General features: G+C 64.4%; 17 protein-coding genes. 8 read left to right on the forward strand and 9 right to left on the reverse strand.

The window, feature by feature from the left end; genetic code table 11:
• The first annotated feature begins 6 nt into the window (after positions 1–6).
• Positions 7–1,719 carry a lysine--tRNA ligase gene (locus tag ACFFJ7_RS15295; protein ID WP_377593432.1) on the forward strand — a complete coding sequence of 571 codons (1,713 nt, stop codon included), beginning with the start codon at positions 7–9 and terminating at the stop codon, positions 1,717–1,719.
• 17 nt (positions 1,720–1,736) lie between these two features.
• Here ACFFJ7_RS15295 and ACFFJ7_RS15300 read toward each other — a convergent pair whose 3' ends face one another.
• Positions 1,737–2,879, reverse strand: coding sequence for a PA0069 family radical SAM protein (locus ACFFJ7_RS15300; RefSeq protein ID WP_377593433.1), 1,143 nt, complete (start codon positions 2,877–2,879; stop codon positions 1,737–1,739).
• A gap of 536 nt (positions 2,880–3,415) precedes the next feature.
• On the opposite strand from ACFFJ7_RS15300, the gene ACFFJ7_RS15305 reads away from it, so the two are divergent.
• From ACFFJ7_RS15305 to ACFFJ7_RS15325, 5 genes are all read left to right on the forward strand, one after another.
• A complete protein-coding gene (locus ACFFJ7_RS15305; RefSeq protein ID WP_377593434.1) occupies positions 3,416–7,771 on the forward strand; it encodes a glycosyltransferase in 4,356 nt (1,451 codons plus the stop codon).
• A complete protein-coding gene (locus tag ACFFJ7_RS15310) occupies positions 7,768–9,402 on the forward strand; it encodes a methyltransferase domain-containing protein (RefSeq protein ID WP_377593435.1) in 1,635 nt (544 codons plus the stop codon). Before ACFFJ7_RS15305 ends, ACFFJ7_RS15310 begins: the two co-directional genes overlap by 4 nt.
• Positions 9,403–9,622: 220 nt before the next feature.
• Positions 9,623–11,338, forward strand: coding sequence for a bifunctional aminoglycoside phosphotransferase/ATP-binding protein (locus ACFFJ7_RS15315; RefSeq protein WP_377593436.1), 1,716 nt, complete (start codon positions 9,623–9,625; stop codon positions 11,336–11,338).
• 103 nt (positions 11,339–11,441) lie between these two features.
• Positions 11,442–13,385, forward strand: a complete 1,944-nt coding sequence (locus ACFFJ7_RS15320) for a hypothetical protein (RefSeq protein WP_166949936.1) — start codon at positions 11,442–11,444, stop codon at positions 13,383–13,385.
• Between the two features lie 27 nt (positions 13,386–13,412).
• Positions 13,413–15,026: a PEP/pyruvate-binding domain-containing protein gene (locus ACFFJ7_RS15325; protein ID WP_377593437.1), complete on the forward strand. Its 1,614-nt coding sequence runs from the start codon at positions 13,413–13,415 to the stop codon at positions 15,024–15,026.
• Positions 15,027–15,042: 16 nt separating this feature from the next.
• Here ACFFJ7_RS15325 and ACFFJ7_RS15330 read toward each other — a convergent pair whose 3' ends face one another.
• The 3 genes from ACFFJ7_RS15330 to ACFFJ7_RS15340 all read right to left on the reverse strand — a co-directional run bounded on the left by ACFFJ7_RS15330 (position 15,043) and on the right by ACFFJ7_RS15340 (position 17,811).
• A complete protein-coding gene (locus ACFFJ7_RS15330; RefSeq protein WP_377593488.1) occupies positions 15,043–15,927 on the reverse strand; it encodes a uracil-DNA glycosylase in 885 nt (294 codons plus the stop codon).
• A gap of 79 nt (positions 15,928–16,006) precedes the next feature.
• Entirely contained in the window at positions 16,007–16,954 is a 948-nt protein-coding gene (locus ACFFJ7_RS15335; RefSeq protein WP_166949942.1) for a DMT family transporter, read from the reverse strand.
• Positions 16,955–17,058: 104 nt separating this feature from the next.
• Complete coding sequence (locus ACFFJ7_RS15340) at positions 17,059–17,811, reverse strand: metallophosphoesterase (RefSeq protein ID WP_377593439.1); 753 nt, start codon at positions 17,809–17,811, stop codon at positions 17,059–17,061.
• 246 nt (positions 17,812–18,057) lie between these two features.
• Between ACFFJ7_RS15340 and ettA the strand changes: the two genes are divergently transcribed.
• Together ettA and tam are read left to right on the forward strand one after the other, a co-directional pair.
• Positions 18,058–19,713, forward strand: a complete 1,656-nt coding sequence (gene ettA / locus ACFFJ7_RS15345; RefSeq protein ID WP_166949945.1) for an energy-dependent translational throttle protein EttA — start codon at positions 18,058–18,060, stop codon at positions 19,711–19,713.
• 25 nt (positions 19,714–19,738) lie between these two features.
• Complete coding sequence (tam, locus tag ACFFJ7_RS15350; RefSeq protein WP_166949948.1) at positions 19,739–20,530, forward strand: trans-aconitate 2-methyltransferase; 792 nt, start codon at positions 19,739–19,741, stop codon at positions 20,528–20,530.
• A gap of 21 nt (positions 20,531–20,551) precedes the next feature.
• Here the strand turns inward: tam and ACFFJ7_RS15355 are convergent, their stop codons facing one another.
• The 5 genes from ACFFJ7_RS15355 to yihA form a co-directional block, all read right to left on the reverse strand.
• Entirely contained in the window at positions 20,552–21,706 is a 1,155-nt protein-coding gene (locus ACFFJ7_RS15355; protein ID WP_166949952.1) for an OpgC family protein, read from the reverse strand.
• A gap of 134 nt (positions 21,707–21,840) precedes the next feature.
• Complete coding sequence (locus ACFFJ7_RS15360; RefSeq protein ID WP_166949955.1) at positions 21,841–22,176, reverse strand: DMT family transporter; 336 nt, start codon at positions 22,174–22,176, stop codon at positions 21,841–21,843.
• 56 nt (positions 22,177–22,232) lie between these two features.
• Positions 22,233–23,138: an acetylglutamate kinase gene (gene argB, locus ACFFJ7_RS15365; RefSeq protein ID WP_166949958.1), complete on the reverse strand. Its 906-nt coding sequence runs from the start codon at positions 23,136–23,138 to the stop codon at positions 22,233–22,235.
• 98 nt (positions 23,139–23,236) lie between these two features.
• The gene (locus ACFFJ7_RS15370) at positions 23,237–23,605 is read right to left on the reverse strand and encodes a DUF423 domain-containing protein (protein WP_377593440.1); all 369 of its coding nucleotides are present in this window, start codon (positions 23,603–23,605) and stop codon (positions 23,237–23,239) included.
• Positions 23,606–23,863: 258 nt separating this feature from the next.
• Positions 23,864–24,517, reverse strand: coding sequence for a ribosome biogenesis GTP-binding protein YihA/YsxC (gene yihA, locus ACFFJ7_RS15375; RefSeq protein WP_166949962.1), 654 nt, complete (start codon positions 24,515–24,517; stop codon positions 23,864–23,866).
• Between the last annotated feature and the right edge of the window lie 22 nt (positions 24,518–24,539).

Below are 24,539 nucleotides of genomic sequence, written 5' to 3' on the forward strand. Positions count from 1 at the left end.
GAACCCATGGTTGCCCCGCTCCACCTTGATCCCGCGCTTGTCGAGGCAGCTCAGATCTCGGCCGCGTGGCCGTTCGAGGAAGCGCGCAAACTCGTGGCGCGCATCGGGCGGACCGGCAAGAAGGATGTGCTGTTCGAGACCGGTTACGGTCCGTCCGGCCTGCCGCACATCGGCACCTTCGGCGAGGTGGCGCGCACCTCCATGGTGCGACACGCCTTCCAGGTGCTGACGGAGGGCCGCGTTCCCACACGCCTCGTCGCCTTTTCCGACGACCTCGACGGCCTGCGCAAGGTGCCGGACAACATTCCCAACAAGGAAAGCCTCATCCCCTTCCTCGGCCGGCCGCTGACACAGGTGCCCGATCCCTTCGGCACCCACGACAGCTTCGGTGCCCACAACAACGCGCGGCTGCAGGCGTTTCTCGACAGTTTTGGCTTCGACTACGAATTCCGTTCGGCGACACAGGTCTACCGCAGCGGTGTTTTCGATGAGACGTTGCTGCTGATGCTGTGCCACTACGACGCCGTGATGGAAGTGATGCTGCCAAGCCTGCGCGCCGAGCGGGCGCAGAGCTACTCGCCCTTCCTGCCGATCCACCCGAAGACCGGCATCGTGATGCAGGTGCCGGTGGATGAGGTGCGCGCGGAGGCCGGCACCATCGTCTGGCGCGACCCCGAGACACAGGAGCGCTTCGAGACGCCGGTGACCGGCGGTCACGTCAAGCTGCAGTGGAAGCCCGACTGGGCGATGCGCTGGGCGGCGCTCGGCGTCGACTACGAAATGGCTGGCAAGGACCTCATCGACTCGGTGAAGCTGTCCGGCCAGATCGCCCGCGTGCTCGGCACCGAACCGCCGGAAGGCTTCAACTACGAGCTGTTCCTCGACGAGCACGGCACCAAGATTTCCAAGTCGAAGGGCAATGGCCTCACCATCGATGAATGGCTGCGCTACGGCACGCCGGAAAGTCTCGCGCTGTTCATGTACAACAAGCCGCGCGAGGCCAAACGGCTCTATTTCGACGTCATTCCGCGCCACGTCGACGACTATCTTTCCTTCCTCGCCAATTACGGGCGGCAGGAATGGAAGCTGCGGCTGGGCAACCCGGTCTGGCACATCCATGCCGGAAACCCGCCCGCGCCCGAGACGATCGGCGCGCCCTCGGACGAGGGGCGCGGCACGCAGTTGAGCTTCGCCATGCTGCTCAACCTCGCCGCCGTCGCCAACTCCGAGGACAAGACGGTGCTGTGGGGCTTCATCCAGCGCTACGCACCCGGCACCTCGCCGGAAAACCATCCGCAGCTCGATCGGCTCGTCGGGTATGCCATTAATTACTTCCGTGACTTCGTGAAGCCGGCCAAGAACTACGCCGACCCGACGGACGCGGAGCTGGATGCGCTGGAGGACTTGTCCGCCGAACTCGCGCAGCAGACGGGCTCCACCGACGCAGAGGCGCTGCAGAACGTTGTCTACGAAGTCGGCCGCAAACATTTTCCCGATACCAGCGGCAAGACGAAAAGCCCGGACGGCCGTCCGGGCGTCTCGCAGACATGGTTTTCCACGCTTTACCGTATCCTGTTCGGTGAGGAGCGCGGCCCGCGTTTCGGCTCCTTCATCGCGCTCTACGGCGTCGCGGAGACGCGGGCCCTTATCGCGGTCGGCCTTTCCGGCGAACTGAAGCGTGCGCACGAGGCCTTTCTGAAGGAACGCGGGAAGGCCTGACGGCCACAGGACGCGCATCAGAACAGGCTCAACTGTTCGGCGGCCTTCGGCGCGCCGCGGAAGAGATCCGTGCGCAGCCGCGGGTGGCGCTTGAGGTAGCCGATACGCTGCATGGCGAGTTCGAAACGGCGGGCGATCAGCGCCGCGTAGGGGCCGGTGCCCGTCATGCGCTCGTTCCAGCGCGCATCGTAATCCTTGCCGCCACGCATGGAGCGGATGAGCGACAGGACATGTCTCGCCTTGTCGGGGTAATGCGTCACCAGCCATTCGGTCACGAGATCGCGTACCTCCAGCGGCAACCGCAGCAGCACGTAGCCCGCTTCCCGCGCGCCGGCTTCATGCGCCTTTTCGAGAATGGTCTCGATCTCGCTGTCGTTGATGGCCGGAATGATCGGTGCGACCATGACGGAGACGGGAATGCCCGCCTCGCCCAGCTGCCGTATCGCCGCTAGCCGCCGGTGGGGTGCTGCTGCGCGCGGCTCCATGGTGCGCGCGAGCTTTCCGTCGAGCGTCGTCACCGAAATCGCGACGCAGGCAAGGCCTTGGCTCGCCATCGGCGCGAGCAGGTCTATGTCGCGTGTGACGAGCGCGGATTTCGTCACGATGCTGACTGGATGCCCCATCCGCCCCAGCACTTCGAGAATGCCGCGCATCAGCTGGTACTGGCGCTCGATCGGCTGGTAGGGATCGGTATTGGTGCCGATGGCGAGCGTGCGTGGTGTGTAGCCGGGCCTCGACAGCTCCTTTTCGAGCAGGATTGCGGCATCGGGCTTGGCGAACAGCCGCGACTCGAAGTCGAGCCCGGGCGAAAGCCCGACATAGGCATGGGTGGGGCGCGCGAAACAATAGACACAGCCGTGCTCGCAACCGCGATAGGGGTTGATCGAGCGGTCGAACGGAATGTCGGGCGAGGCGTTGCGCGTGATGACGGTGCGCGCCTTGTCGACCAGCACGTCGGTCCTGAGCGGCGGCAGCTCGTCCGGCTCGCCCCAGCCGTCGTCCATCGCCTCGCGTTGCGCGGGCTCGTACCGGCCAGTCGGATTCGATACCGCGCCGCGCCCGCGCTGCAGCCGCGGACTAGGCGGCAGAGGCCCGTCGCCCGGCGGAAGTGCGCCGCGCCGTCCCTCTTCCACGATGCCGTCAGCTTCCAGGCAAGCCATTGTGCGCCCTGCGTTCTCGAACAAAGATAGCCCTTAAATAGAACATAAAATGAACTCTGTAAAGGGGGGGGTGAGGTGAGGGAGAGGTGCGTATCCGCTCGCAGTTCTCTCCGCACGACAGCCAAAAATAATAGAAGTTATATAATGTTATTTTACAATATAAGTATCCCATGCGCTAAATTATAAAATCAATAAATAAAATTTATCAATATAATTTAATATGTGAAAACATTAAAATAATTTTATTTAAGTTAATTTCAGAATATATAGTTTATAAAAATATATGATAAATACGCAACTGACGATGTCTTGTCAGGTGAATAAAATGATGATACTCGATTTTTGCCATTTTTGATAGAACGTATAACATAGTTTCGCTGTATCATAATGTTGTTATCAGGAGAGAATCCGTGTTAAAAAGAGGAGATTTGAATTCAATAAAGTTTATATGCGCCGATATACCATTAAATTTAAAAAAATATCCAATTAAAGAATTATTATATGCGTTCAAAACGCTATCAGATACAAGGGACGACGTGAATCTGGTTCTCGCCGGGCGGCGCGATCCGGCGGAGCCGTTTTCGGTCTGGAACTATCTCGATGAAAGCGGTCTCGTGGATCGCGTGCAATTCTTGCCCTACTACGAGCGATGCGATGCTTTTCCTGTAAAGAAGGAAGACTGCGATCTCTGGGTTGGCCGTGAGACACCGGCCTCACAGCTTTCCGCTGAGCGGCTTCTGGAGGCCGTTCAGGACGATCGCCGGCCGAGAGAGAAGGTTGCGTTGTTCGTGACCAGCTTTCATCCCCTGAAGTTTGAGGGAAATTCAGCCCTCATGCGTCAGTGGCTCGCATATCTGAAAGAGGCTGACTATCGTATTCACGTCTTATACTATGGAATCGATAAGGAAACGATAGATGAGACTGTAAGAAGGCGCGCCGGCGGTGAGTATGATCTGTACAGGGAGATCGATGTCTCCACGCAGCTCGTAGGTGGCAACCGGAACGGCGTGAATGTGCACGTTGACGACTGGTGTGGGCGAGAGTTGCTCGACGGTGTTGCCGATCTGGTGGCGTGCTTCGAGTACGATGTGGCGATCGTCAATTATCCGTTCATGTCAGCAGTATTCGATGTCATAGCTTCTTATACAAAGAAGATACTGCTGACGCATGATAGTTTTGCCGATCGGAACAGGCGGCTTCTCGCCCAGGGGTACCCCGAAGCGAGTTGGGTCAGCCTTGACCATCGGGGCGAGCGGGCCGCGTGCGAAAGGGCCGACGTCGTCGTTGCGCTGCAGGAAGATGAGGCCGATCACTTCAGAGGGCTTGCCGGCGAACGCGCGGACGTCGTGACCGTGGGGCCGATACCGACGGCGATTTCGTTCAAGGCGCCGCCGCCTGCCGCGAAACTGCGGGTCGGGTACATCGGATCGGGCAATTACGTCAACGAACACAACCTTATCGCCTATCTTGAGGCCTGGCGCGAGAGCCCCCTTTTGCAGGAAGGGGCCGAACTGCTTATCGGAGGAGGCGTGTCGCTGTCGCTTGCGTATTACGCGCCGGCGGAGTTGCTCGCCGCCACCCGGCCCCGGATGCTGGGCAGGATGGATCACGTCGCTCGGCTGTTCGAGATGTGCGATGTGGTCATCAATCCTGAGCGCGGCGGGACGGGCATCAAGATCAAGACGCTGGAAGCTATGGCGCATGGCTGCGCGGTCATGACAACCGTGGCCGGCGGCGCCGGCATCGGCAGCGCGAGCCGGTTCCACTCCGCTGCGGAGGTGCGCGATCTTGCAAGGCTGACAGAAGACCTTGTCGTCGATCGCGGGCTTCTGGACACCGTGCGGCAGGATACCGCCATTGCTTATGAAGCCTATGTAGAGCGCCATCATTCAGCCATGCAGGATCTGCTGGGGCCGATAGACGGCCGTCGCCGGCGTCCGCTCATCCGCCAACGGCGCAGCCCGGTGCCGAGACTTGTCGTACCGCCCTATGTCAAGGCAACCGCGACGGGCTATCAACTGGACGAGTTCAGGAAATTCTTAGACCGCATCGATGTGCGCGGGAAGCGCGTGCTTGAGATCGGCAGCGACTTTCATCTCGCGACGGCCCGTCTTTTCGCGGCCAATGGCGCTGAATCCGTCATGGCGACGAACATCGGCGACTGGCGTAGTGGCGAACCACTGCCCGCCAGAGTGAGGTTTTCCGTCGGCGATGTTGCCGAGGCGGAACTGCCCGAACATGGTTTTGACATTGTCTACGGCATTGCAATTCTTGAGCATATTCCGGACATGTCGCGGGTGGCACGTGCCATCAGGCGAGCCCTGCGTCCCGGAGGTATCGCTTACTTGCAGGGGTATCCGATCTGGACGGGCAGCCTCGGGCATCATGTCTGGGTGGATCGGGGGCAGATCGCGGCGGCGGAGGGGGTGCCGCTGGCGCAGGATGTGTCCAGTGAAGATGTTGCCTACAGCTTTGCCAATCCCGACCATAACCCGATACCGGACTGGGCCCACCTGACTCATGCACCGCAGGAACTGAGGGAACTTCTCATTGCAAGGGGAATGCCTTCCACGCATGCGGAAACCGTTATCCGATGGGTTTATAATCTGGACAAGCAGAGTACAGGGTCGTGTTCGAACTTCATGTCGCCCAGTAGCATCCTGGCCGCACTGAAAGCTAAGTTCGCCGTCGAATTCAAGGAGATTACGTCCGCAAAGCCGGAAAACGCGGAATTTAAAAAGGCTCTTGAGCATCATTCCGAGTTCGATTTGCAGACGTTGGGGCTTGAGGTCTGGCTGTCTGATTCCTTCGCCAATCTGCCCTCTGCCTACGACGATGTACCGACGGTGTCGGTCGTCATTCCGGTCTACAACGTCGAAGAGTACCTTGAGGATTGTCTGCAGAGCGTCCTGACGCAGGATATGCAGGACATCGAAGTCTTGCTTGTCGACGACGCATCTCCGGACGGGTCGCGCGCTGTTGCGGAGCGCATTGCGGCGAATGACCCGCGTGTGCAGATACTCACGCATGCGGAGAACCGCGGCCTGGGACCGGCACGGAATACCGGGGCGCGGCGCGCCCGGGGAACCTATGTGTTCTTTCTCGACTCAGACGACAGGCTGGCCCGGCCCGATGCCTTGCGCACTTTGGTCGCAGATGCGGAAATAGGCGGTCATCGCGTGGTTGTCGGCAGTTGCGAGCGGCTGCTGCCGGACGGTTCTACCGCCGAGTACGACCGCATGCACGATCGCCAGCGCCACGGCGCCCCCGGCAGCGTGCTTCGCGGCATGGATGCCTTCGTCGGGGCAATCGGCCTGCCGGACGCCGCCTATATACCGATGCGGGCCTGGGGCACGCTGATCGAACGCGCCTATTATATTGAACTGAACCTCGATTATCCTCCAGGTGAACATGAGGACATGGCGCACACGCCGTTCCTGTACCTCAGATCCGACGGTGTCTTCTACGAGCCCGCCGTCGTGGTCCAGTATCGGCTGCGGCCGGGGAGCCTGTCCACCACGGGGTGGTCGTCCGCAAAAGTCCATCGATATGCGTATCTGTGGCGCGAGACCGTGGCCCGGCTCAAGATGTTCAGCGTGCAGGAGCAGGTGGGCAACTTCGCCGCTCTACATGCTTGGCACCTGATATGGAAAATCGAAACGGATGGTATCTCGCCCGATGGAATGGCTGACTATGTTGCCGTCCTGAAAGAGATATTGCGTGATGCCGTAACCGCAACCAGTCAGAACATGGTCTCCAACCTGCTCGACATGATCCGGCGGTCGGCGCTCGGGCGTGACGGGGAGTTCAGCCGGGCACTCATTTCCCAATTCCCGGTCCGGTTCCTCATTGAGTACCACAGCGCCAAGCTTGGCCTTGAAAGTGCCGTTGTCCACGTGGAGAGGCCCACGCCGCCGAAGCTGCTTCCGCCGCGTAGCGGGAGAGACGCCGCGCTCGCCGTCAACGAGGCACAGGTGGCGGAGATATTTGCGGAATACGAGGACGGTGCGACCGAGAAGCTCAAATCCTTCCCGGCCATGCTGACATATGGCGATCGGGCGCTGTACTTTCACGCCGGCAAACACTTCCGTTTCCGGGGGACCATCGTCGATGGCGGCTGCTTCGTCGGGGGAACCACCACGGCTCTTATCGAGGGGCTTCGCAACAACCCTCAGTTCGCGGACAGGACGGTTGGCGCTGCCCCGATCCGCGTCTACGACCTGTTCGAGATCGACGACGACTACATTCTGGAGCATCTGCGCTCGAACTATCCGAACCATGACTTTGCTGAAGAAACCAGTTTTCTGCCGATCTTCAAGGAAAACCTGAAGGGCTATGCCCATCTACTCGATGTGAGGGCCGGCGATGTCACGAAGATAGGTTATCCGGATGACTGCGAAATCGAAGTGTTCGGAGTCGATTTCTGCAAGGCGCCGTCAATCACAGACTTCGCCGTCCGGGAGTTCTTTCCGAATATCATGGCCGGCGGCCTGGTCATTCAGCAGGAATTCATCCACGAATATCATCCGCATATCCACATCTCGATGATGCGGCTGCAGGATCATTTCGAGAAGGCGGTCGAGTTGAAATGGGGCGGCAGCGTCGCTTTCCGGTGCTTGAAACCGGTTACATCGCGGGTGGTCACGGAACGCTTCGGGCATGATCTGTCGTGGTATCGGGATGTCAACGAGAACGTCCGCCTGCTTCGGCAACTTATTGATACTTCGCTATACGATGAAAATCGGTGGAGTCTGATATTGACGCTTGGCATTTACTACCACTCCGCAGGTCGCATGGCCGAGGCGCGCGCCGCTTACAGGGAGGCCAGGGCGAAGCATCCCCTGCTTGAGCCCAATGCACTGACCCGACAGATGATCGGAGGCGAGGAATGACCATGAACCAGCAATTGCTCGCCGAACGAGTCGTCGCAGAATTGGGTGTCATTCCCGAGACGCCGGCCCGTGGGCGCTATCTGCCTCTGGAGCGGGCTTATGAGATCGTGGATGAAACGATCGAGCACTTGCGACGCACGGGTGGCGCGCTTGAATACACATACGTGCTGGGCCATCGTCGCCGTCTGGCGGCGTCGCTGACGATGATCCCCATGGCCGAGAAGGACGATGCTACCTGCCTGGACGTCGGCTGTTTCGGATACATGGCCTACTGGGCATGGCGATATCTCGGTTACGCGCACGTCGAGGGGATCGAGCTTCAGCCGGACGATCCCCGCCCGATCGTGACCAGAACGGTCGAGATGGAGGGAGCCCGGCTCGATATCCGGATTCACAACTTCGATCTCGGTCAACAGGACTGGCCGATCGAGGAACGGTTCGACACGATCCTGTTCTTTGAGACGCTTGAGCACGTCGATAAAGATCACAGCGGAGTCATGTTGAACATCACAGAGCGGATGGGCGCTGAAGCCACGCTGGTGATGTCGGTTCCCAATTCTGTGTCCTACAAGACTCTCAAGGAGTTCATGAGCGGCGCTCCGCCCTGGACCTACTGGTTCTTCAGTCCCGATCTCAAGCATGAACCCCGCCATTGCTTTGAATACACACCGATTTTCTTCAAGATCCTACTGCGTTCGGCGGGGCTCGAGGAAACGGCGTTCCGAACGCTGTGCGCCTATGCCGAACCTGAAGCCCTGAGGGACGTTTTCGAGATCGGCGAGGCGCTCTCTATCGAACCCCGGTTCTTCGGGGAAACCATGATTGCGCAGGCGCGCAAGGTTTCCGAGAGTCCGCTGTTCCGCTATCCGGACTGCATTTACGACGGGGACCGCTACTACCGCACGACGGCCCCGCTGTTGCAGGATGTCTTCTGCAAGGCGCGGGATCGCTTCTTCCGGGAGCATTACGGTGCCGGAGAGCGGCTGAGGGCGATCGAGGAGGAGTTGCGGAGCCAGGTGACCGCCGCCGAAGACAGGGCCTGCGCGCTGGAAATGACACTGCGGGAGGCCGCCGCGAGAAACGACGAGGCACATGACAGGCATCTCGCGCGTGAGGAAGAGTCGCGCGTCGCACTGCGTGCGTTGGAGACGGAGCTGGAGGAGGTCACGGCCAGAGGCGACGAAGCGCTTTTTCTGTGCGACAGGTATCTCGCGCAGGAGGAGGAGCTGCGTAACGGATTGAGCGCCGCCGAGGAGAGGGCCCGCGCCGCCGGGGACAGGGTCAGTGCGCTGGAGAGGGCGGAGCAGGAGCTGCGGGGCGGGTTGACGGCGGCTGAGGACAAAATCCGCGGGCTGGAAAGGGAACTGCAGGAGGCGGCTGCCAGAAGCGACGGGGCGCATCAAGGGTATCGCGCCCGCGAGGAAGAATTGCGACGTCGCGAGGAGGAGGTGCGGAAGAAATTGCATGTTGCCGAAACGCATTATGACGCAATCGCCCGCAGTTCCTTCTGGCGGGTGACGGCGCCTGCCCGTCGGCTTGCGAACCGCTTTCCGCGGCTCAGGTCGCACCTGAAGGCGATCCTGCTTCCACCCGCCCGGGTCTGTCGCGCCGTGGTCCGCCGCCTGGTCTGACATTTCCGCTTTCCGCTGCCGATGACGGAGACATGGACTTCGAGACGTCGATACAGGAATCCTGTTTTCTCGAAGCTCGAAAAACCGGCTTTCCGGACGAGCGTCCGGATGCGATCGTGCGGCGGGTTCTCTGGTCCGAAGGGATATCGCCGTGCGTGCCTTCGCCGCATGGGCGCGCGACAGGGATAGGAATGCCATGAACGGCTGATAAGTTCGTGTCATGGACATGAGGATCGCGCGATTCCGGGGGCTGGAGATGAACGAGCGGCGGGAGTTCGGGGTGAAGGCCGTGGCGCGACCAGATGCCGGACGGGAGGGGGAGCAGGAGGATGTCTTCGCCTTCCTCGCGCGCCCGGAAAGTTATGCCCGTGCGGGGAAAGCTGCCGTAGAGGCGGTTCGGCGTATCGATACGCACGGCGCCGTCGTCTTTCTGGCCGGCGATGAGGTTTACAAGGTCAAGCGCGCCGTCCGCTATTCCTTTATGGATTTCTCGACGCTCGACAGGCGGCATGCGGTCTGCGAGGCGGAAATCGTGGCCAACCGCGCCAATGCGCCGGCGCTCTATCTCGGCGTGGCGCCGATCCTGCGCACGCCGTCGGGGCTCGCGCTTGGTGCCGACCGGCAGCCGGTGGCGGAGTCGCCGATGGCCGGGCCCCCTGGCGCCAAGCTGCCGCCCGAAGGAGAGGTCGTCGAATGGGCGGTGCACATGCGCCGGTTCGACGAGAACGCGACACTCGACAGGCTCGCCGAACGCGGCGCGTTGCCGAAGGACATGACGGCACGCCTTGCGGATATGGTGGTGCATGCGCATGCGGCGGCGCCCGCGGCTGTCGAGCCGGCGTCCGCCATCCGCAACCTCGGCACCTACATCGCCCGCAACGCGGAGGGGCTCGCCAGCCGGCCGGACCTGTTCCCGCCGGAGCAGGTGAAGGCGGTGAAGGCCGCGAGCCTTGCCGCCCTCGATGCGCAGCGCGGCCTGCTGCTGTCGCGCGCCGAAGCGGGTTTCGTGCGCCGCTGCCATGGCGACATGCACCTGCGCAACATCGCGCTCATCGATGATGCGCCGGTGTTGTTCGACGCCATCGAGTTCGACGAGAGCATTGCAACCGTCGACATCCTGTACGATCTCGCCTTCCTGCTCATGGATCTGTGGGATCGCGATCTTCACGGCATCGCCAACGGCGTGATGAACCGCTATCTGTGGGCGCGGGCGGAGGACGCGGATATCGCCGGGCTTGCGGCGCTGCCGCTGCTGCTGAGCATCCGCGCCGGGGTGCGCGCCATGGTGACGGCAGCCGCCCTGCCGCACCTCGCGGGCGAGGCGCTGGCAACGGCGGAGGGGGAGGCGCAGGCCTATCTCGCGCTTGCCGGCTCCTTCATCGCGCCCGTCCCGGCGCGGCTTCTTGCAATCGGCGGCCTGTCGGGCACGGGCAAGAGCACGCTCGCCGCCCTGCTGGCGCCGGGCTTCGGCCGTCCGGTCGGCGCGGTGCATCTGCGCAGCGACATCGAGCGCAAGAACCTGCTCGGCACGGCCGAGACGCAGCATCTGCCGCCGGAAGCCTACACGTCTGAGGTCACCGCGCGGACCTACGCGCGGTTGCGCCATCTCGCGGCACTGGCGCTCAGCGCGGGGCAGAGCGTCGTGGTTGATGCCGTGCATGCAAAGCCGGCGGAGCGGGCGGCGATCGGAGAGGTTGCGGCGCACGTCGGCGTGCCTTTCGACGGCCTGTGGCTGGAGGCGCCGCTGCCGGTATTGGAAGCGCGCGTCGAGGCACGCACCGGCGATGCGTCGGATGCCGACGTCGGCGTGGTCCGTGCGCAATCCGCCTATGATGTCGGCGCGATCGACTGGCAGCGGCTGCAGACGGGCGGTGGACCGGAAGAGGTCGCCGCTGCGGCCCGAGCGCTGCTGGATTGCGGCGCGGTCAAAACATGAGGAGTGGCGGGAGCCGTTTTATGACACTTTTGCGAATGATTTCCGGCAACGCGAATGTCATCGGAATCGGATAAGGGTGCCCGTTCTGCAGGAGGTGTGCATCATGACTGTCAAGACCGGTATCGTCGAGCATCTTGGAGAAAAGGCGATTCTCGTGCCCGATCTGCTGGCTGGCGCCTTGCAGGCCAATGATCGCGCGAAGCTGCGCATGACAGTGCTGCAGGAGGCCGTCGCCCACGCGCGCCACCCCGAGGCCGGGGTGCGCAGCCTTTCGGGCGAACTGCGGGCCGCCGGGATGGACGATCCCGCGCTTGAGGAGAGCATCAGGGGCGCGCGGCTGCTGCCGGAGGACGCGGTACTGGTGCCGGGCGCGGACGACCTGGTTTCCGGCCTGCGGGGGGATATCGAGGCGATGATCGCCCCGCTCGATGCGGTGGCCGCGCCGTCGGCGGCGGATTTTTCTGCCCGGTTGCAGCAATTGCGCCTTGAGGAGTTTTCGGGCGAGACGGTCGGCGATGCGGAGATCGCCACGCTCACCTCCGCGAACCGCGAGGGGCGCGACACGGCGCATCTGCTGGTGATGGACCTGCACAAGGCACTCAACAAGCTCTCGACCGAGGTCTCCGTCGAAACGCTCGCCGGCGCCCACGTGCTGCATATCGCGGACGATGACCGGCCGCGCATCCGCGCGTTCATGCGCGGCGTCGACCGCACGCGCGGGCTTGCCTTCGGCCATCCGGGACTGGGGACGACGGCCGCGCGCAGCGGCGAGCGCCTCGTCATCCAGAACGACATCGGCACCACCGACGCACACGTGCTCGTCGTCGCCGTCGAGGCGGGCACGGTGACGATCACCTATACGGACATCCACCTGCGCCGGGCCCAGTTCTTCGTCGGCCTGTTCGACAGCTGGAAGATGGACTGGGTGCCGCTGGCCGAGCGCAAGGCGCGCGGCCTCGCCGAGGGCGCTGCCTTCTTCCTGGTGACGGGCAGCTATACCTCGCGCGACGAGAACGATTGCCAGGCGTTTCTGGAATATCTGGGTTCGCGGATCGTGTTCCTGATCGACTGGAACAAGGCGCGCAAGGCGTTGCAGCCGTTCGTCAGCAAGTCCGAGGCCGTGCGCCTGCTGCGGCAGGCAGCGGCGGAGGATTACGGCCACCGGGGCTTTCTGGAGCTGGGCGGGGCCGAACTGCTGTTCGATGCGATCCAGCGCAGCGCCGAAGGGCGCATTCCCTACGGCACGCGGCTCGACGCCGCGCTGGGGGCGACGCAGGCCTATGACCTGCTGGCCAGGGTGATGCGCCTTTCCAGCCAGGGGCTTGCCCAGCGCCGTTCCGCGCGGCTGCTGCGCGACGAGGTGCGTGCGGAGCTGACGCAATGCGTCGTGTCGGTAGAGCGGGAGATCCTCGATATCGTGCTGCGCCAGCTCGGGCTTGCGCGCGACCTCGCGAGCATGATCCAGGACGCGCTCTCCGACGGGCGCGGGCTCAACCGGGAGGCAGCCCAGCGGCTCAGCCAGCGGGCGAAGCACCTGGAGGCGAAGGCGGACGTGCTGACGGTGCGCGCCCGCGAGATGGCGGAGGGGCCGATGGGACGCGGCCTGCGTTTCCTGCCGATTGTGAACGGCATCGAGGACGCGGTCGACGAGCTTGAGGAGGCGGTTTTCGTGCTCAGCATCGCCCCCGATCACGTGGCGACGGAGACGATCGCGCGGCCGCTGGGCGAGCTGGCGCGCACGGCGGTGGAATGCTGCTCCGGTCTCGTGCGGGCGGTCGCGGCCGCGTTGCAGGCGCCTGCGGGCAACCGGCGCGACACGGCGGACACGCTGGAGGGCATCGAGGACGCGGTGCAGGCCGAGAAGCAGGCCGATGCCGCCCAGCGCGCGGCGATCGCGGGCTTTATCGCTGACATCGACTGCGCGCGCACGCTGACGGTCGGCGTGGAGACGGCGCGCGCCATCGAGACCTCCACGGATCGTATCGCGCATGCCGCGCTCGTCCTGCGCCATTGCGTGCTCGACGATCTGGCGCCGTGGAAGTCCTGAACGGGAAAGTCTGGAGGAGAACCCGCAATGAGCGAGATCGAAGTTCGTCCCGTGCTGATCGGCCGTTCGCTGTCCGGCAAGACCGCGTCCGATGAAACCGGCGTGAGCGCCCGCGACATCGGTTCCAAGGCGGCGCAGTTGCGGCTGATGAGCCGGCTCGGGCTGCGCGTGCCGCCAGCCTTCGTGCTGCCGACGGCGCTATGCGGGCCGGTCAACCGGAGTGACGAGGATGCGCTGCGCCAGGTGCGCGACGCGCTGACGATGGGCATCCGGTTTCTGGAACAGGAGACGGGGCGCGTGTTCGGCGACCCCCGCCAGCCGCTGCTCGTTTCCGTCCGCTCGGGCGCCGAGCGGTCGATGCCGGGCATGATGGATACCGTGCTGAACGTCGGCCTCAACGAGGCTGCCGTGTACGGCCTGATGCGCCTCTATGGCGATCCGCGTCTTGCGTGGGACAGCCTGCGCCGCCTGCAGCAGGGTTACGGCGAAGTCGTGGCCGGGATCGGCGCGGGCGTTTTCGAGGAGCGCCTCGCGGTGCTCGTGGCCGAGGAGGGCGTGGCCGCCGACGCCGATCTTGATTCGGAATCGCTGGAGCGGCTGGCCCTCGACTACCGCCGGGCGATGCAGGGCATCGGCAAGCCGCTACCCGTCGATCCGGCCGAGCAGCTTGAGCGCGCGGCGCTTGCCGTCTACCGGTCGTGGGAGGCGCCGAAGGCGCGCGAGTATCGGCGGCTGAACCATTTCGAGGATCTGACCGGCACCGCCGTCACCGTGCAGGCCATGGTGTTCGGCAATGCGGGCGGCGCCTCGGGCGCGGGGGTGGCGTTCTCGCGCGACCCGGCCACCGGCGCACCGGGCGTTTACGCGGACTTCCTCTTCGACGCGCAGGGCGAGGATGTGGTTTCAGGCCGCCGGCTTCCCGGCGACCTGTCGCTGCTGGAACGCCGGCTGCCTCATGTAGCGCGGGAACTCGTGGCGGGAATCGCCCAGCTCGAAGCCGCGCAGAAGGACATGCAGGACGTCGAGTTCACGGTCGAGGAAGGCGTGCTGTATTTCCTGCAGACACGCGCCGCCAAGCGTACACCGCGCGCGGCGCTGAAGGTCGCCGTCGATCTCGTGGAGGCCAAAACCCTGACGCCGGCCGAGGGCAGGGCGCTGCTCGCGGGCGTTGATCTCGACAAGATCGTGCTGACGCGCTTCGCCGGGGAAGAGGCGCCTGCCGCGACCGGTATTCCGGCGTCGCCCGGCACCGTCGCCGGGCGGGCGGCCTTCGACTCCGAAACCGCGACGCGGCTTGCGGGCCAGCACGAGCCTGTGATCCTGATCCGGCATGACATCGCCACAGACGACGTCGCCGGCATCGCCGCCGCGTCCGGCACCCTGACGGCCGCCGGCAACCGCACCGCCCACGCCGCCGTCGTGGCGCGCCAGCTCGGGCGCGCTTGCGTCGTGGGTTGCCGCGCGCTGGGCTTCGCGGAGAAGGACGGCAGGACGAGCGTGACGATCGGCGATCACACCGTGTCGTCGGGCGACTGGCTCTCCATCGACGGCAGCTCTGGCGCCGTCTATCTCGGCCGGCGGGAGGTCGTCACGGTGCGGCCGGAGGCGGAACTCGCGATCGTGGCCGGCTGGGGAGCATAAGCGGGCGGGCGCTCTATTACGTCCCGGCGGGAGCTTTCGCCCGGGCCGTTTCGGCAAGCGCGTTCCGCAGGGCCTTGAAATCCTGCCAGGCGAGGCGCTTCTGCAATGGCTGGCGCAGCAGGTAGGCGGGGTGGAGCGTGGCGAGCGCGCGGATCTCCCGCCGGCCGGTGTGATAGGTGAACCAGCGCCCCCGTGTGCGCAGGATGCCATCCCTGACGCCAAGCAGCGCCTGCACGGACGGGCCGCCGAGGCACACGAGGATGTCGGGGTCGCACAGCTCGATCTGCCGCTCGATGAAGGGGTGGCAGGCCGCTGCTTCCTGCGGTGTCGGCGTGCGGTTGCCTGGCGGGCGCCATGGCACGATGTTGGCGATGTAGGCGCCCGTCTTGCGGTCGAGGCCGACGGCATGCAGCATCCGGTCGAGCAACTGGCCGGATCGACCCACGAAGGGCAGGCCCTGGATGTCCTCGTCGCGGCCGGGCGCCTCGCCGACGAACATGACGCGCGCCTGTGGATTGCCGTCTGCGAACACCAGATTCTTCGCCGTGGCCTTGAGGCCGCATCCCTCGAACGAGGCGAGGGCCTCACGCAGCTCATCGAGGGTTTGCGCCGCCTGCGCGCGTTCGCGCGCGGCGCGGGCGGAGTCGTCGGCATTGTCGAAGCTGCGGATGCGGGGCGCTGCCACGGCGGGTTGCGGCTGCGGCTTGCTTTCGGGATCGCCCGGCGTCACCTGTGGCGCGTCCCTGTCCGGGAGCGGGGCGGGGCGCGCCTGCAGGCTTTGGGAAAAGCGATCCTGCGGCGCGTCGCCGACAGCGCAATCCACCCCGGCCTCGACATAGAAATCGAGCAGGGTTTCGAGGGCCGCATCGCGGACGCTGCCGGAAGGAAAGCTGTCGGACATGCGTGCAATATAGAACAGGCCGGGGCGGATGGAAACGCCCGTTCCGCGCTGCCCGGCCGTCCGCTCCCGAAAGAGGCCTTCAGGGGCGCGGCGGAAGGGCCGCGCCCTCCTGTTCCTGTTGCTGCGCGCGGGCGAGGCGCGCGTTTGCCTGCTCACGGAAGAACAGGAAGATGCCGGCGCCTACGATCACCGCCGCGCCGAGGAGGGTCGTCGCCTTCGGCATTTCGCCAAAGAAGACATAGCCGAACACCACCGCCCAGACGATCAGCGTGTACTGATAGGGCACGACGACGGAAGCCGGAGCCAGTTTCAGCGCGCGGTTCACGCACAGAAAGGCGCTCATCGAGACGACGCCGAGCAGGCCGAGCATGAAGAAGTCTGTCATGTCGGGCGTCACCCAGCCGAACGGCGCGGCGATCAGGCCACAGACGAGGGCCGCCGCGACCTGAACCGTGACGAGCTGCACATCGCCCGTGCCGCGCGACAGCCGGGTCGTCACCATCAGCCCGGAGAAGGCGACACTGCCCGCAAGCGCGATGAGCGACGGCCACGACAGCGCGACGATCGACGGCCCGAGCGCGATCAGCACGCCGAGGAAGCCCACAAGAACCGCCGTCCAGCGCGTCGGCCCCACGCGCTCGCCCAGAAACACCGCGGACATGGCCGTCACGTAGATCGGGCCGGCGAGATAGAACGTCATCACGTCCGCCAGCGGGAGATAGGCCACGGCCCAGTAGAACAGCGCCACATCCGCCGTGCCGCAGAGGGCGCGGATGATCTGCACGCGCGGATGCGGCATGTCGCGGAAGGAGGAAAGCCCGGCGCGCCAGATGAAGGGCGCGAGGATCGCGAACGCGGCAGCGGAGCGAATCAGCAGGATTTGCCCCACGGAATAAGTGGCGACGAGCCACTTGCCCATCACATCGTTGATGCCGAAAACGAACAGCCCGAACACCATCAGGCCGATGCCCGCGAGCGTCGTGTTGGCCGCAACCGGAGAAGAGCGGACGAAAGAAGTGTCAGACATGATGGGTAAGCCGTAAGCCGCTGAAAAAAGGCGATTAATCAGGACGCCTTGTGCCCGCGGACTATGTCAGATTTGCGGCTGTTTGGATAAGATGGAAGAAACGCCTAGCTGACCTGCAATAAACGCATTCGGTCGCCATGAAACACGAGGCCGGACAGGATTCCCCAGTTCACCACGCCGCTGTCGAGGTCGATGCGGTGGCGGTCGCGGAAGTCGACGGTCCGGCGCGGAATGTGCCCGTGAATCACCGCAACCCCTTCCGGATAAGGGCCGGGGCTGTCGATCCAGGCGCGGCGCGTCCACATCAGCGTGTGCGGATCCTGCCGGTCGAGCGGGAGGGCGGGGTCGATGCCCGCATGCACGAAGACCAGCTGGCCGATGCGGTGCATCACCGGCGTCGCCTCCAGCCACCGGGCGAGGTCCTCGCCAAATCTGGCGCGGAACTCCGCCGGCGAGATGCGCCACGGGTCGAGCCCCATCTGGGTGAACATGCCTTCGCCGCCCGCGTCCAGCCACGGCCCCAGCGCGGCCGGCGATCCGCCGAGATAGGCAAGCAGCCTGTCCTCATGGTTGCCGCGCAGGGTGATCGCCGACGCGCCATCGATGCCAGCGCGTGCCCGCACCAGCGCTTCCCGGTTCCGGGGGCCGCGGTCGATCAGGTCGCCGAGATGGATGACGGCGGCGCTGCGCGGGCCGAGTTCGTCCAGCTCCCGCCGGATGGCGTCGTGCATGGCGGCGAGCAGATGGTCGTGGCCGTGCACGTCCCCGATGGCGGCGACGAATTGCCCCTCCGGCAAGGTCCTGATCGTGGGCCGCCAGTCGAAGCGAAGCACGCTGGGCCGGGAAAGCATATGCATGAAGAGCCGGATCTGCTGGCATTACTAACGAGATCAATGTTAACAATAATAGTGGTGATTCCGTCATTCCATGCAAGTCGCAAGCGTACCGATAGCGCAGGAACGGTTTCACAGGCGCCTGAATTGCGCCGCCGGGCTTGAAGCGCGCGCCTGCGCCTGCTAACCCGTTTCCAGCAAATCTTTTCGGAAGCCCGCCGGCGCGGGCGGGCGACAGCGCGAATCGCGCGTCCATCGACAGAGAGACCAATGGCCTCCTATCAGTACGTTTATCACATGCATGGCTTGTCCAAGGCCTACCCTGGCGGGAAGAAGGTCCTCGACAACGTGCACCTCTCCTTTTATCCGGGTGCCAAGATCGGCGTGCTCGGCGTCAACGGCGCCGGCAAGTCGACGCTGCTGCGCATCATGGCCGGCACCGACAAGGATTTTTCCGGCGAGGCCTGGGCGGCGGAAGGCGCGCGCGTCGGCTACCTGCCGCAGGAGCCGCAGCTGGACCCCGCCAAGACGGTGCGCGAGAACGTCATGGAGGGCGTGGCCGAGAAGCAGGCCATCCTCGACAGGTACAACGAACTCGCCGTGAACTACTCCGACGAGACCGCCGACGAGATGACGCGGCTGCAGGACGAAATCGAGGCGCAGGACCTGTGGGACCTCGACAGCCGCGTCGACCAGGCGATGGACGCCCTGCGCTGTCCGCCCGACGACGCCGATGTCGCGAAGCTCTCGGGCGGCGAGAAGCGCCGCGTGGCGCTCTGCAAGCTGCTGCTGTGGCAGCCTGAGCTTTTGCTGCTCGACGAGCCGACCAACCATCTCGACGCCGAGACGGTGGCGTGGCTCGAAGGGCATCTACGCCAGTATCCGGGCGCGATCCTGATCGTCACCCACGACCGCTACTTCCTCGACAACGTCACAGGCTGGATTCTGGAACTCGATCGCGGACGCGGCATTCCCTACGAGGGCAATTACTCGTCGTGGCTGGAGCAGAAGCAGAAGCGCCTGCAGCAGGAGGGCCGCGAGGAAGAGGCGCGCCAGCGCACGCTGGAGCGCGAGCGGGAGTGGATTTCCGCCTCGCCGCGCGCCCGCCAGGCCAAGAGCAAGGCCCGCATCCAGCGCTATGACGAGCTGGTGCAGAAGGCCAGCGACAAGGCGCCGACCACCGCGCAGATCATCATCCCGATTGCCGAACGGCTCGGCAACAACGTCATCGAGTTCAACGGGCTGACGAAGGGCTTCGGCGACCGGTTGCTGATCGACGACCTCAGCTTCAAGCTGCCGCCCGGCGGCATCGTTGGCGTCATCGGGCCCAACGGCGCCGGCAAGACGACGCTGTTCCGCATGATCACGGGACAGGAAAAGCCGGATTCCGGCACCATCTCCATCGGCGAATCGGTGCAGCTCGGCTATGTCGACCAGTCCCGCGACGCGCTCGATGGCAACAAGACCGTCTGGGAAGAGATTTCCGGCGGCAACGACATCATCTACCTCGGCAAACGGGAGATCAACTCGCGCGCCTATTGTTCCGCCTTCAATTTCAAGGGCGGCGACCAGCAGAAGAAGGTCGGCATGCTCTCGGGCGGCGAGCGCAACCGCGTGCACCTCGCCAAGATGCTGAAGTCCGGCGCCAACGTGCTGCTGCTCGACGAGCCGACCAACGACCTCGACGTCGATACCCTGCGCGCGCTTGAGGAGGCGCTGGAGGATTATGCCGGCTGCGCCGTTATCATCAGCCATGATCGCATGTTCCTCGACCGCATCGCCACCCACATCCTCTCCTTCGAGGGCGACAGCCAGGTGGAGTGGTTCGAGGGTAACTTCCAGGACTACGAGGAAGACAAGAAGCGCCGGCTCGGCATCGACTCGACCATTCCGAAGCGCATCCAGTACAAGAAGTTCGGACGTTAACCCGCTGCGATAAGGGGACTGTGACATGACGACGTGGGACGCGCGCCAGTATCTGAAGTTTGAGGATCAGCGCACGCGCCCCGCGCGTGACCTGCTGGCGCAGGTGCCGCTGGCGTCGCCCGGCCTGGTGGCGGACCTCGGCTGCGGGCCGGGCAATTCGACGCAATTGCTGGTCGAGCGCTTTCCGCAGGCCCAGATCATCGGTGTCGACAACGCGCCCGACATGCTCGCGGCGGCGCGCCAGCGCCTTCCCGACGTGCGCTTCGTCGAAAGCGACATCGGCGCGTCTGTCCAGCAGGTGCAGGCCGGCGGTTGGGCGGGGGAGGGGCCGTTCGACCTGCTCTTCGCCAACGCCGCCCTACAATGGGTGCCCGACCATGCGGCCCTGCTGCCTGCGCTCGTGGATACGCTGGCGCCGGGTGGCTTGCTCGCCGTGCAGATGCCCGACAATCTCGACGAGCCTTCGCATCGCCTGATGCGCGAGGTGGCGGGCGCAGGGCCGTGGTCCGCCCGCCTCGCGGGTGTGGAGCGGCTGAAGCTCGCTTCCGTGGACGCCTATTACGATATGCTTATCCCGCACGTGAGCCGCGTCGATATCTGGCACACCATCTACCAGCATCCGCTCGACAGCGTTGACGCCATCGTGGAATGGGTGAAAGGCACCGGGCTGCTGCCCTTTCTGGCACCGCTCGACGATGCGGAGCAGTCGCTGTTCCTCTCCGACTACGCGGAGAAGCTGGCGGAGCACTATCTGCCGCGGGCGGACGACAAGGTCCTGCTTGCCTTCCCGCGGCTGTTCATCGTGGCGCAGAAGTAAGAGCGGGCGCGCATCTCGCCATCAGGCGCTCGCCGCGATCCCGCCGGATTTTTTCGCCGTGCCTGCAAGCGGCGCCGGCCCTTCCAGATAGCGCGTCAGCCAGTATAGGCACATGATGCCGGCGGGAACGACCGCAAGCCCGGTCAGCGTGTTGCCCGAAAGGCGCAACCCTTCCGTCAGCGTGGCGAATATCTGGCCGGCGCTGCTGAGTACCGATCCGAGCGCGAAAATCGCCAGCCCGTGGCGGCCTATCAGCGCCATCGGCCTGCCGAACGGCCACTGCAACAGCATGCCGCCTACGCGGAAGCGTGCCAGCAGGTACGCAAGCGCCAGAAAATGCGCCAGCCGCATCACGCCCATATCCGTCTTGTCGAAGCCGCCGAGGGCGCGCGCCGCATCGAACAGCCCCGGTTCAAGGCCGAACATGTTGGTCGTCAGCACGACACCGGCGGCGACAAATAGGGAGCATACGGCCGTCAGCCACGGCAAGGCCTGCAGTTGCTCGCCGGAGCGCCTCATCACGATCACCGCGACGACGCCGATCACGAAGGCGAACTGCCACGCGAAGGGGTTGAGAAACCACAGCCCCTCCACCGGCCAGCTCGGCAGGTTCACCTGCGGCGCCTGCGCGATGGCGTAGATGATGAACGACACGATCAGCGTCGCCATGGGCGAGCGCCATGCCGCGAGCAGGATGAACGGCGCGCACAGCATCAGCAGGATGTAGAGCGGCAGAATATTGTAATAGCCCAGTTGATGCCCCAGACTCATGATGCCGAGCAGCGCTGCGGCGGGGTCATCGAAAATCACATCGCGGCCATGGCCGAGGATGAAGGCCTCCCGGCCTGTCAGCACGAAGGCATTGGCGAAGAGCGCGATCGCCGTGAATGTCAGCAGCAGGTGGATGGCATAAAGCAGGAAGGCGCGTCGCCACGCCTTGTTCAGGGCGCCGAGCGTGTCGCCGCGCGACATGTTGCCGCCATAGGCCAGCGCGACCGAAAGGCCGGAGATGAAGACGAAGGCTTCGGCTGAATCGGAAAAGCCGAAATTGCGCGGCGTGACGGACTCGAAAATGTTGCCGGGCACGTGGTTGATGAAGATGATGACAAGCACCAGCCCGCGCCAGAAGTCGATGGTCTCGATCCGGCCCGTTGCCGTTCCGCTTCGCCTTTGCAATGCGTTGTCCTCCTTGCGCCGATTGTTCCGGCGCAACTGCGCAAACGTGTTTCTGAATGGATTGTTCCGATCCAAGAGGGCGCGGTGTGCGCTGCCGCACATACGGCGCCGTCATGGACCGGTGTGAGGCACGGTCAATGACCGACGGTTTTCGAGAACAGGTTGATGACCAGCACACCGCCGATGATCATTGCGAGCCCGGCAATGGCGGGAAGATCGAGCTTCTGCTGGAAGGCGACGAAGCCGACGAGCGCAATGAGCACGATGCCGATGCCGCTCCAGATCGCATAGACGATGCCGACAGGAATGAACTTGAGCGTCAACGACAGGAAATAGAACGAAATGACGTAACCCGCCACGGTAATAAGGGAGGGGACGAGGCGCGTGAAGCCTTCCGCCGTCTTCAGCGACGATGTCGCGATCACCTCGCAGACGATGGCGATCGCCAGATAAATATAGGCGTTACTCATGAAAATCCGCTTCGACAGGCGATACCGGCCGGGCGCCGTCCGGCCGGCCGGTAGGCTCAGGGCGTAATGAGCGTGCCGGCGCCGTGGTCGGTGTAGAGTTCGAGCAGCACCGAGTGCGGCACCTTGCCGTCCAGGATGACGACGCCCTCGACGCCCTGTTCGAGCGCGTAGATGCAGGTCTCGACCTTGGGAATCATGCCGCCGGTGATGGTGCCGTCGGCGACGAGGCGGCGGCAGTCGTCGATGGTGAGCTGCCGCAGCAATTGCTTGTTCTTGTCCAGAACGCCGGGCACGTCGGTGAGCAGCAGCAGGCGCTTGGCCCGCATGGCGCCCGCGATGGCGCCGGCGAACGTGTCCGCGTTTATGTTGTAGGTAGCGCCGTCCTCGCCCGGCGCGACGGGGGCGAGCACCGGGATGAGTTCGGCCTTCAGCACGGCGTCGAGCACCGCGCGGTTGACGCGCTGAGGCTCACCCACGAAGCCGAGATCGACGGCCTTTTCCTCAAGCGATTCGGGATCGACGATGCTGCGCGTCACCTTGCGGGCGGTGACCATGTTGCCGTCCTTGCCGCAGAGGCCGACGGCCCGCCCGCCTTCGGCCGCGATCGTGCCGACGAGCTGCTTGTTGATGGAGCCGGCCAGCACCATCTCCACCACTTCGACGGTGGCCTTGTCAGTGACACGCAGGCCCGCCTGGAACTCGGACGTGATGCCGAGCCGTTTCAGCATGCCGCCGATCTGCGGCCCGCCGCCGTGCACCACGATAGGCAGCACGCCGGACTGTTCGAGCAGCACGACATCCTCAGCGAAGTCCTCCGCTGCCGAGGCGTCGCCCATGGCGTGGCCGCCATACTTGATCACCACGACCTGCTGGTCGTAGCGCTGCATGTGGGGTAGCGCCTGAACGAGAATCTCCGCCCGGGCGAAGACGTCGGGCAGATCGGGGGGAGAATGGTCGGTCATGACGGGCGACGGTCCTGCAGTGCGATTCGCATCTTTTGTTGCTGTTCTACAGGACATAACGCGCCGTGTCGCCCGCGTTTTTCACGGGCCGAGGACCATCAGGCGTCGCGTCTCGCGGCAAGGGCTGCGATGGCGATGACGAGCCATCCGGCCATCAGGACCGTTCCGCCGGTGGGGGCCGCCATGTAGAACAGCGTCTTGCCCTCGACGGCGCGCAACGCCAGCTCGCCGCTGAACAGCGCCACGCCGGAGAAGACGAGTACGCCGCCCGCGTGCGCGATTCCCGCCCGCACGAGACCGGTGCGGATGAGGGCCGGCAAGGCGATAAGCGCGGCGGCGTGAAACAGCAGGAAGTTCGCCGCCGTGCCGAGCCCGGTGCCGGGCCCCGTCACATGCGTGGCCGCCGCGGCGGCGGCGGTTCCCAGCAGGCCAAAAAGCGCCCCCAGCACGACGAGCGCGCGATCCATGATCATTCCCCCGGAAGGTATGTGCGCAATCCAAAGGACGACTCAGCGGCGCGGCTCTGGATTTCCATCCGCCTCACCAGACCATTTTTACGTTTCTTTGAAACGCGACAATGGTCCATCTCTTTGGTCCATCTCTTTGCATTTACGCAATTCCGAGCACAAAGCGGTGCCCCCCCCTTTGCTGAAATTGCCTTATCGCATCAACGGGCTGTTGCGGGAACTGCGACAAACCGTCGTCCGCGTCCGCGACAGAAACCTTCAGCCTGCGCGCTCGTGCAGCAGCCGGACAATCGCCGCCTGCAGCGCGTCCATGCCGTCGCCAGTGCGGCTCGACGTGGCGATGACGCCGGGATAGGCGGCGGCGCGGCGCACGACCGCCTGTTCCGTCGTCCGGATACGCTCGGCCAGCGGGCCGGGCTTGAGGGCATCCGCCTTTGTGAGGACGATCTGGTACGACACGGCGGATTTATCAAGCGTATCCAGCACGTTGAGATCATTGTCCTTGAGGCCGTGGCGCGCGTCGATCAACACGTAGACGCGCGCGAGATTGGCGCGGCCGCGCAGGTAGGCATGGATGAGTTCCGTCCACGCAGCGACCTTCTCCTTGCCCACCGCCGCATAGCCGTAGCCGGGCATGTCGACGAGGGTGAAGGCGTGGGGCTGGCCTTCGCCGATGCGGAAGAAGTTCAGCTCCTGCGTGCGCCCGGGCGTGCTCGACGTGCGCGCCAGCGCCTTGCGGCGTGTGAGGGCGTTGACGAGGCTCGACTTGCCGACGTTCGAACGCCCGGCGAAGGCGATCTCGATGCCGTGCATGGGCGGCAGGCCGCCCAGCGAATCGGTGCCCCAGAAGAAATCCGCCTTGCCTGAGAACAGCTTGCGGGCAATGTCCTGATAATCGATCTGGTCTGTCATTCGGGCTTTATCAACCGGCACG

The organism is Pseudochelatococcus lubricantis (assembly GCF_042432495.1).
In the GTDB taxonomy this organism is placed as follows: Bacteria; Pseudomonadota; Alphaproteobacteria; order Rhizobiales; family Beijerinckiaceae; genus Pseudochelatococcus; species Pseudochelatococcus lubricantis.

Coding starts and splice junctions, on each gene's coding strand:
- ACFFJ7_RS15310 (WP_377593435.1), top strand. CDS start 7,768: ATGACCATGAACCAGCAATTGCTCGCCGAACGAGTCGTCGCAGAATTG.
- ACFFJ7_RS15340 (WP_377593439.1), bottom strand. CDS start 17,811: ATGCATATGCTTTCCCGGCCCAGCGTGCTTCGCTTCGACTGGCGGCCC.
- tam (WP_166949948.1), top strand. CDS start 19,739: ATGACGACGTGGGACGCGCGCCAGTATCTGAAGTTTGAGGATCAGCGC.
- ACFFJ7_RS15325 (WP_377593437.1), top strand. CDS start 13,413: ATGAGCGAGATCGAAGTTCGTCCCGTGCTGATCGGCCGTTCGCTGTCC.
- ACFFJ7_RS15335 (WP_166949942.1), bottom strand. CDS start 16,954: ATGTCTGACACTTCTTTCGTCCGCTCTTCTCCGGTTGCGGCCAACACG.
- argB (WP_166949958.1), bottom strand. CDS start 23,138: ATGACCGACCATTCTCCCCCCGATCTGCCCGACGTCTTCGCCCGGGCG.
- ACFFJ7_RS15320 (WP_166949936.1), top strand. CDS start 11,442: ATGACTGTCAAGACCGGTATCGTCGAGCATCTTGGAGAAAAGGCGATT.
- ACFFJ7_RS15330 (WP_377593488.1), bottom strand. CDS start 15,927: ATGTCCGACAGCTTTCCTTCCGGCAGCGTCCGCGATGCGGCCCTCGAA.
- yihA (WP_166949962.1), bottom strand. CDS start 24,517: ATGACAGACCAGATCGATTATCAGGACATTGCCCGCAAGCTGTTCTCA.
- ACFFJ7_RS15360 (WP_166949955.1), bottom strand. CDS start 22,176: ATGAGTAACGCCTATATTTATCTGGCGATCGCCATCGTCTGCGAGGTG.
- ACFFJ7_RS15300 (WP_377593433.1), bottom strand. CDS start 2,879: ATGGCTTGCCTGGAAGCTGACGGCATCGTGGAAGAGGGACGGCGCGGC.
- ACFFJ7_RS15370 (WP_377593440.1), bottom strand. CDS start 23,605: ATGGATCGCGCGCTCGTCGTGCTGGGGGCGCTTTTTGGCCTGCTGGGA.
- ACFFJ7_RS15315 (WP_377593436.1), top strand. CDS start 9,623: ATGGACATGAGGATCGCGCGATTCCGGGGGCTGGAGATGAACGAGCGG.
- ettA (WP_166949945.1), top strand. CDS start 18,058: ATGGCCTCCTATCAGTACGTTTATCACATGCATGGCTTGTCCAAGGCC.
- ACFFJ7_RS15295 (WP_377593432.1), top strand. CDS start 7: ATGGTTGCCCCGCTCCACCTTGATCCCGCGCTTGTCGAGGCAGCTCAG.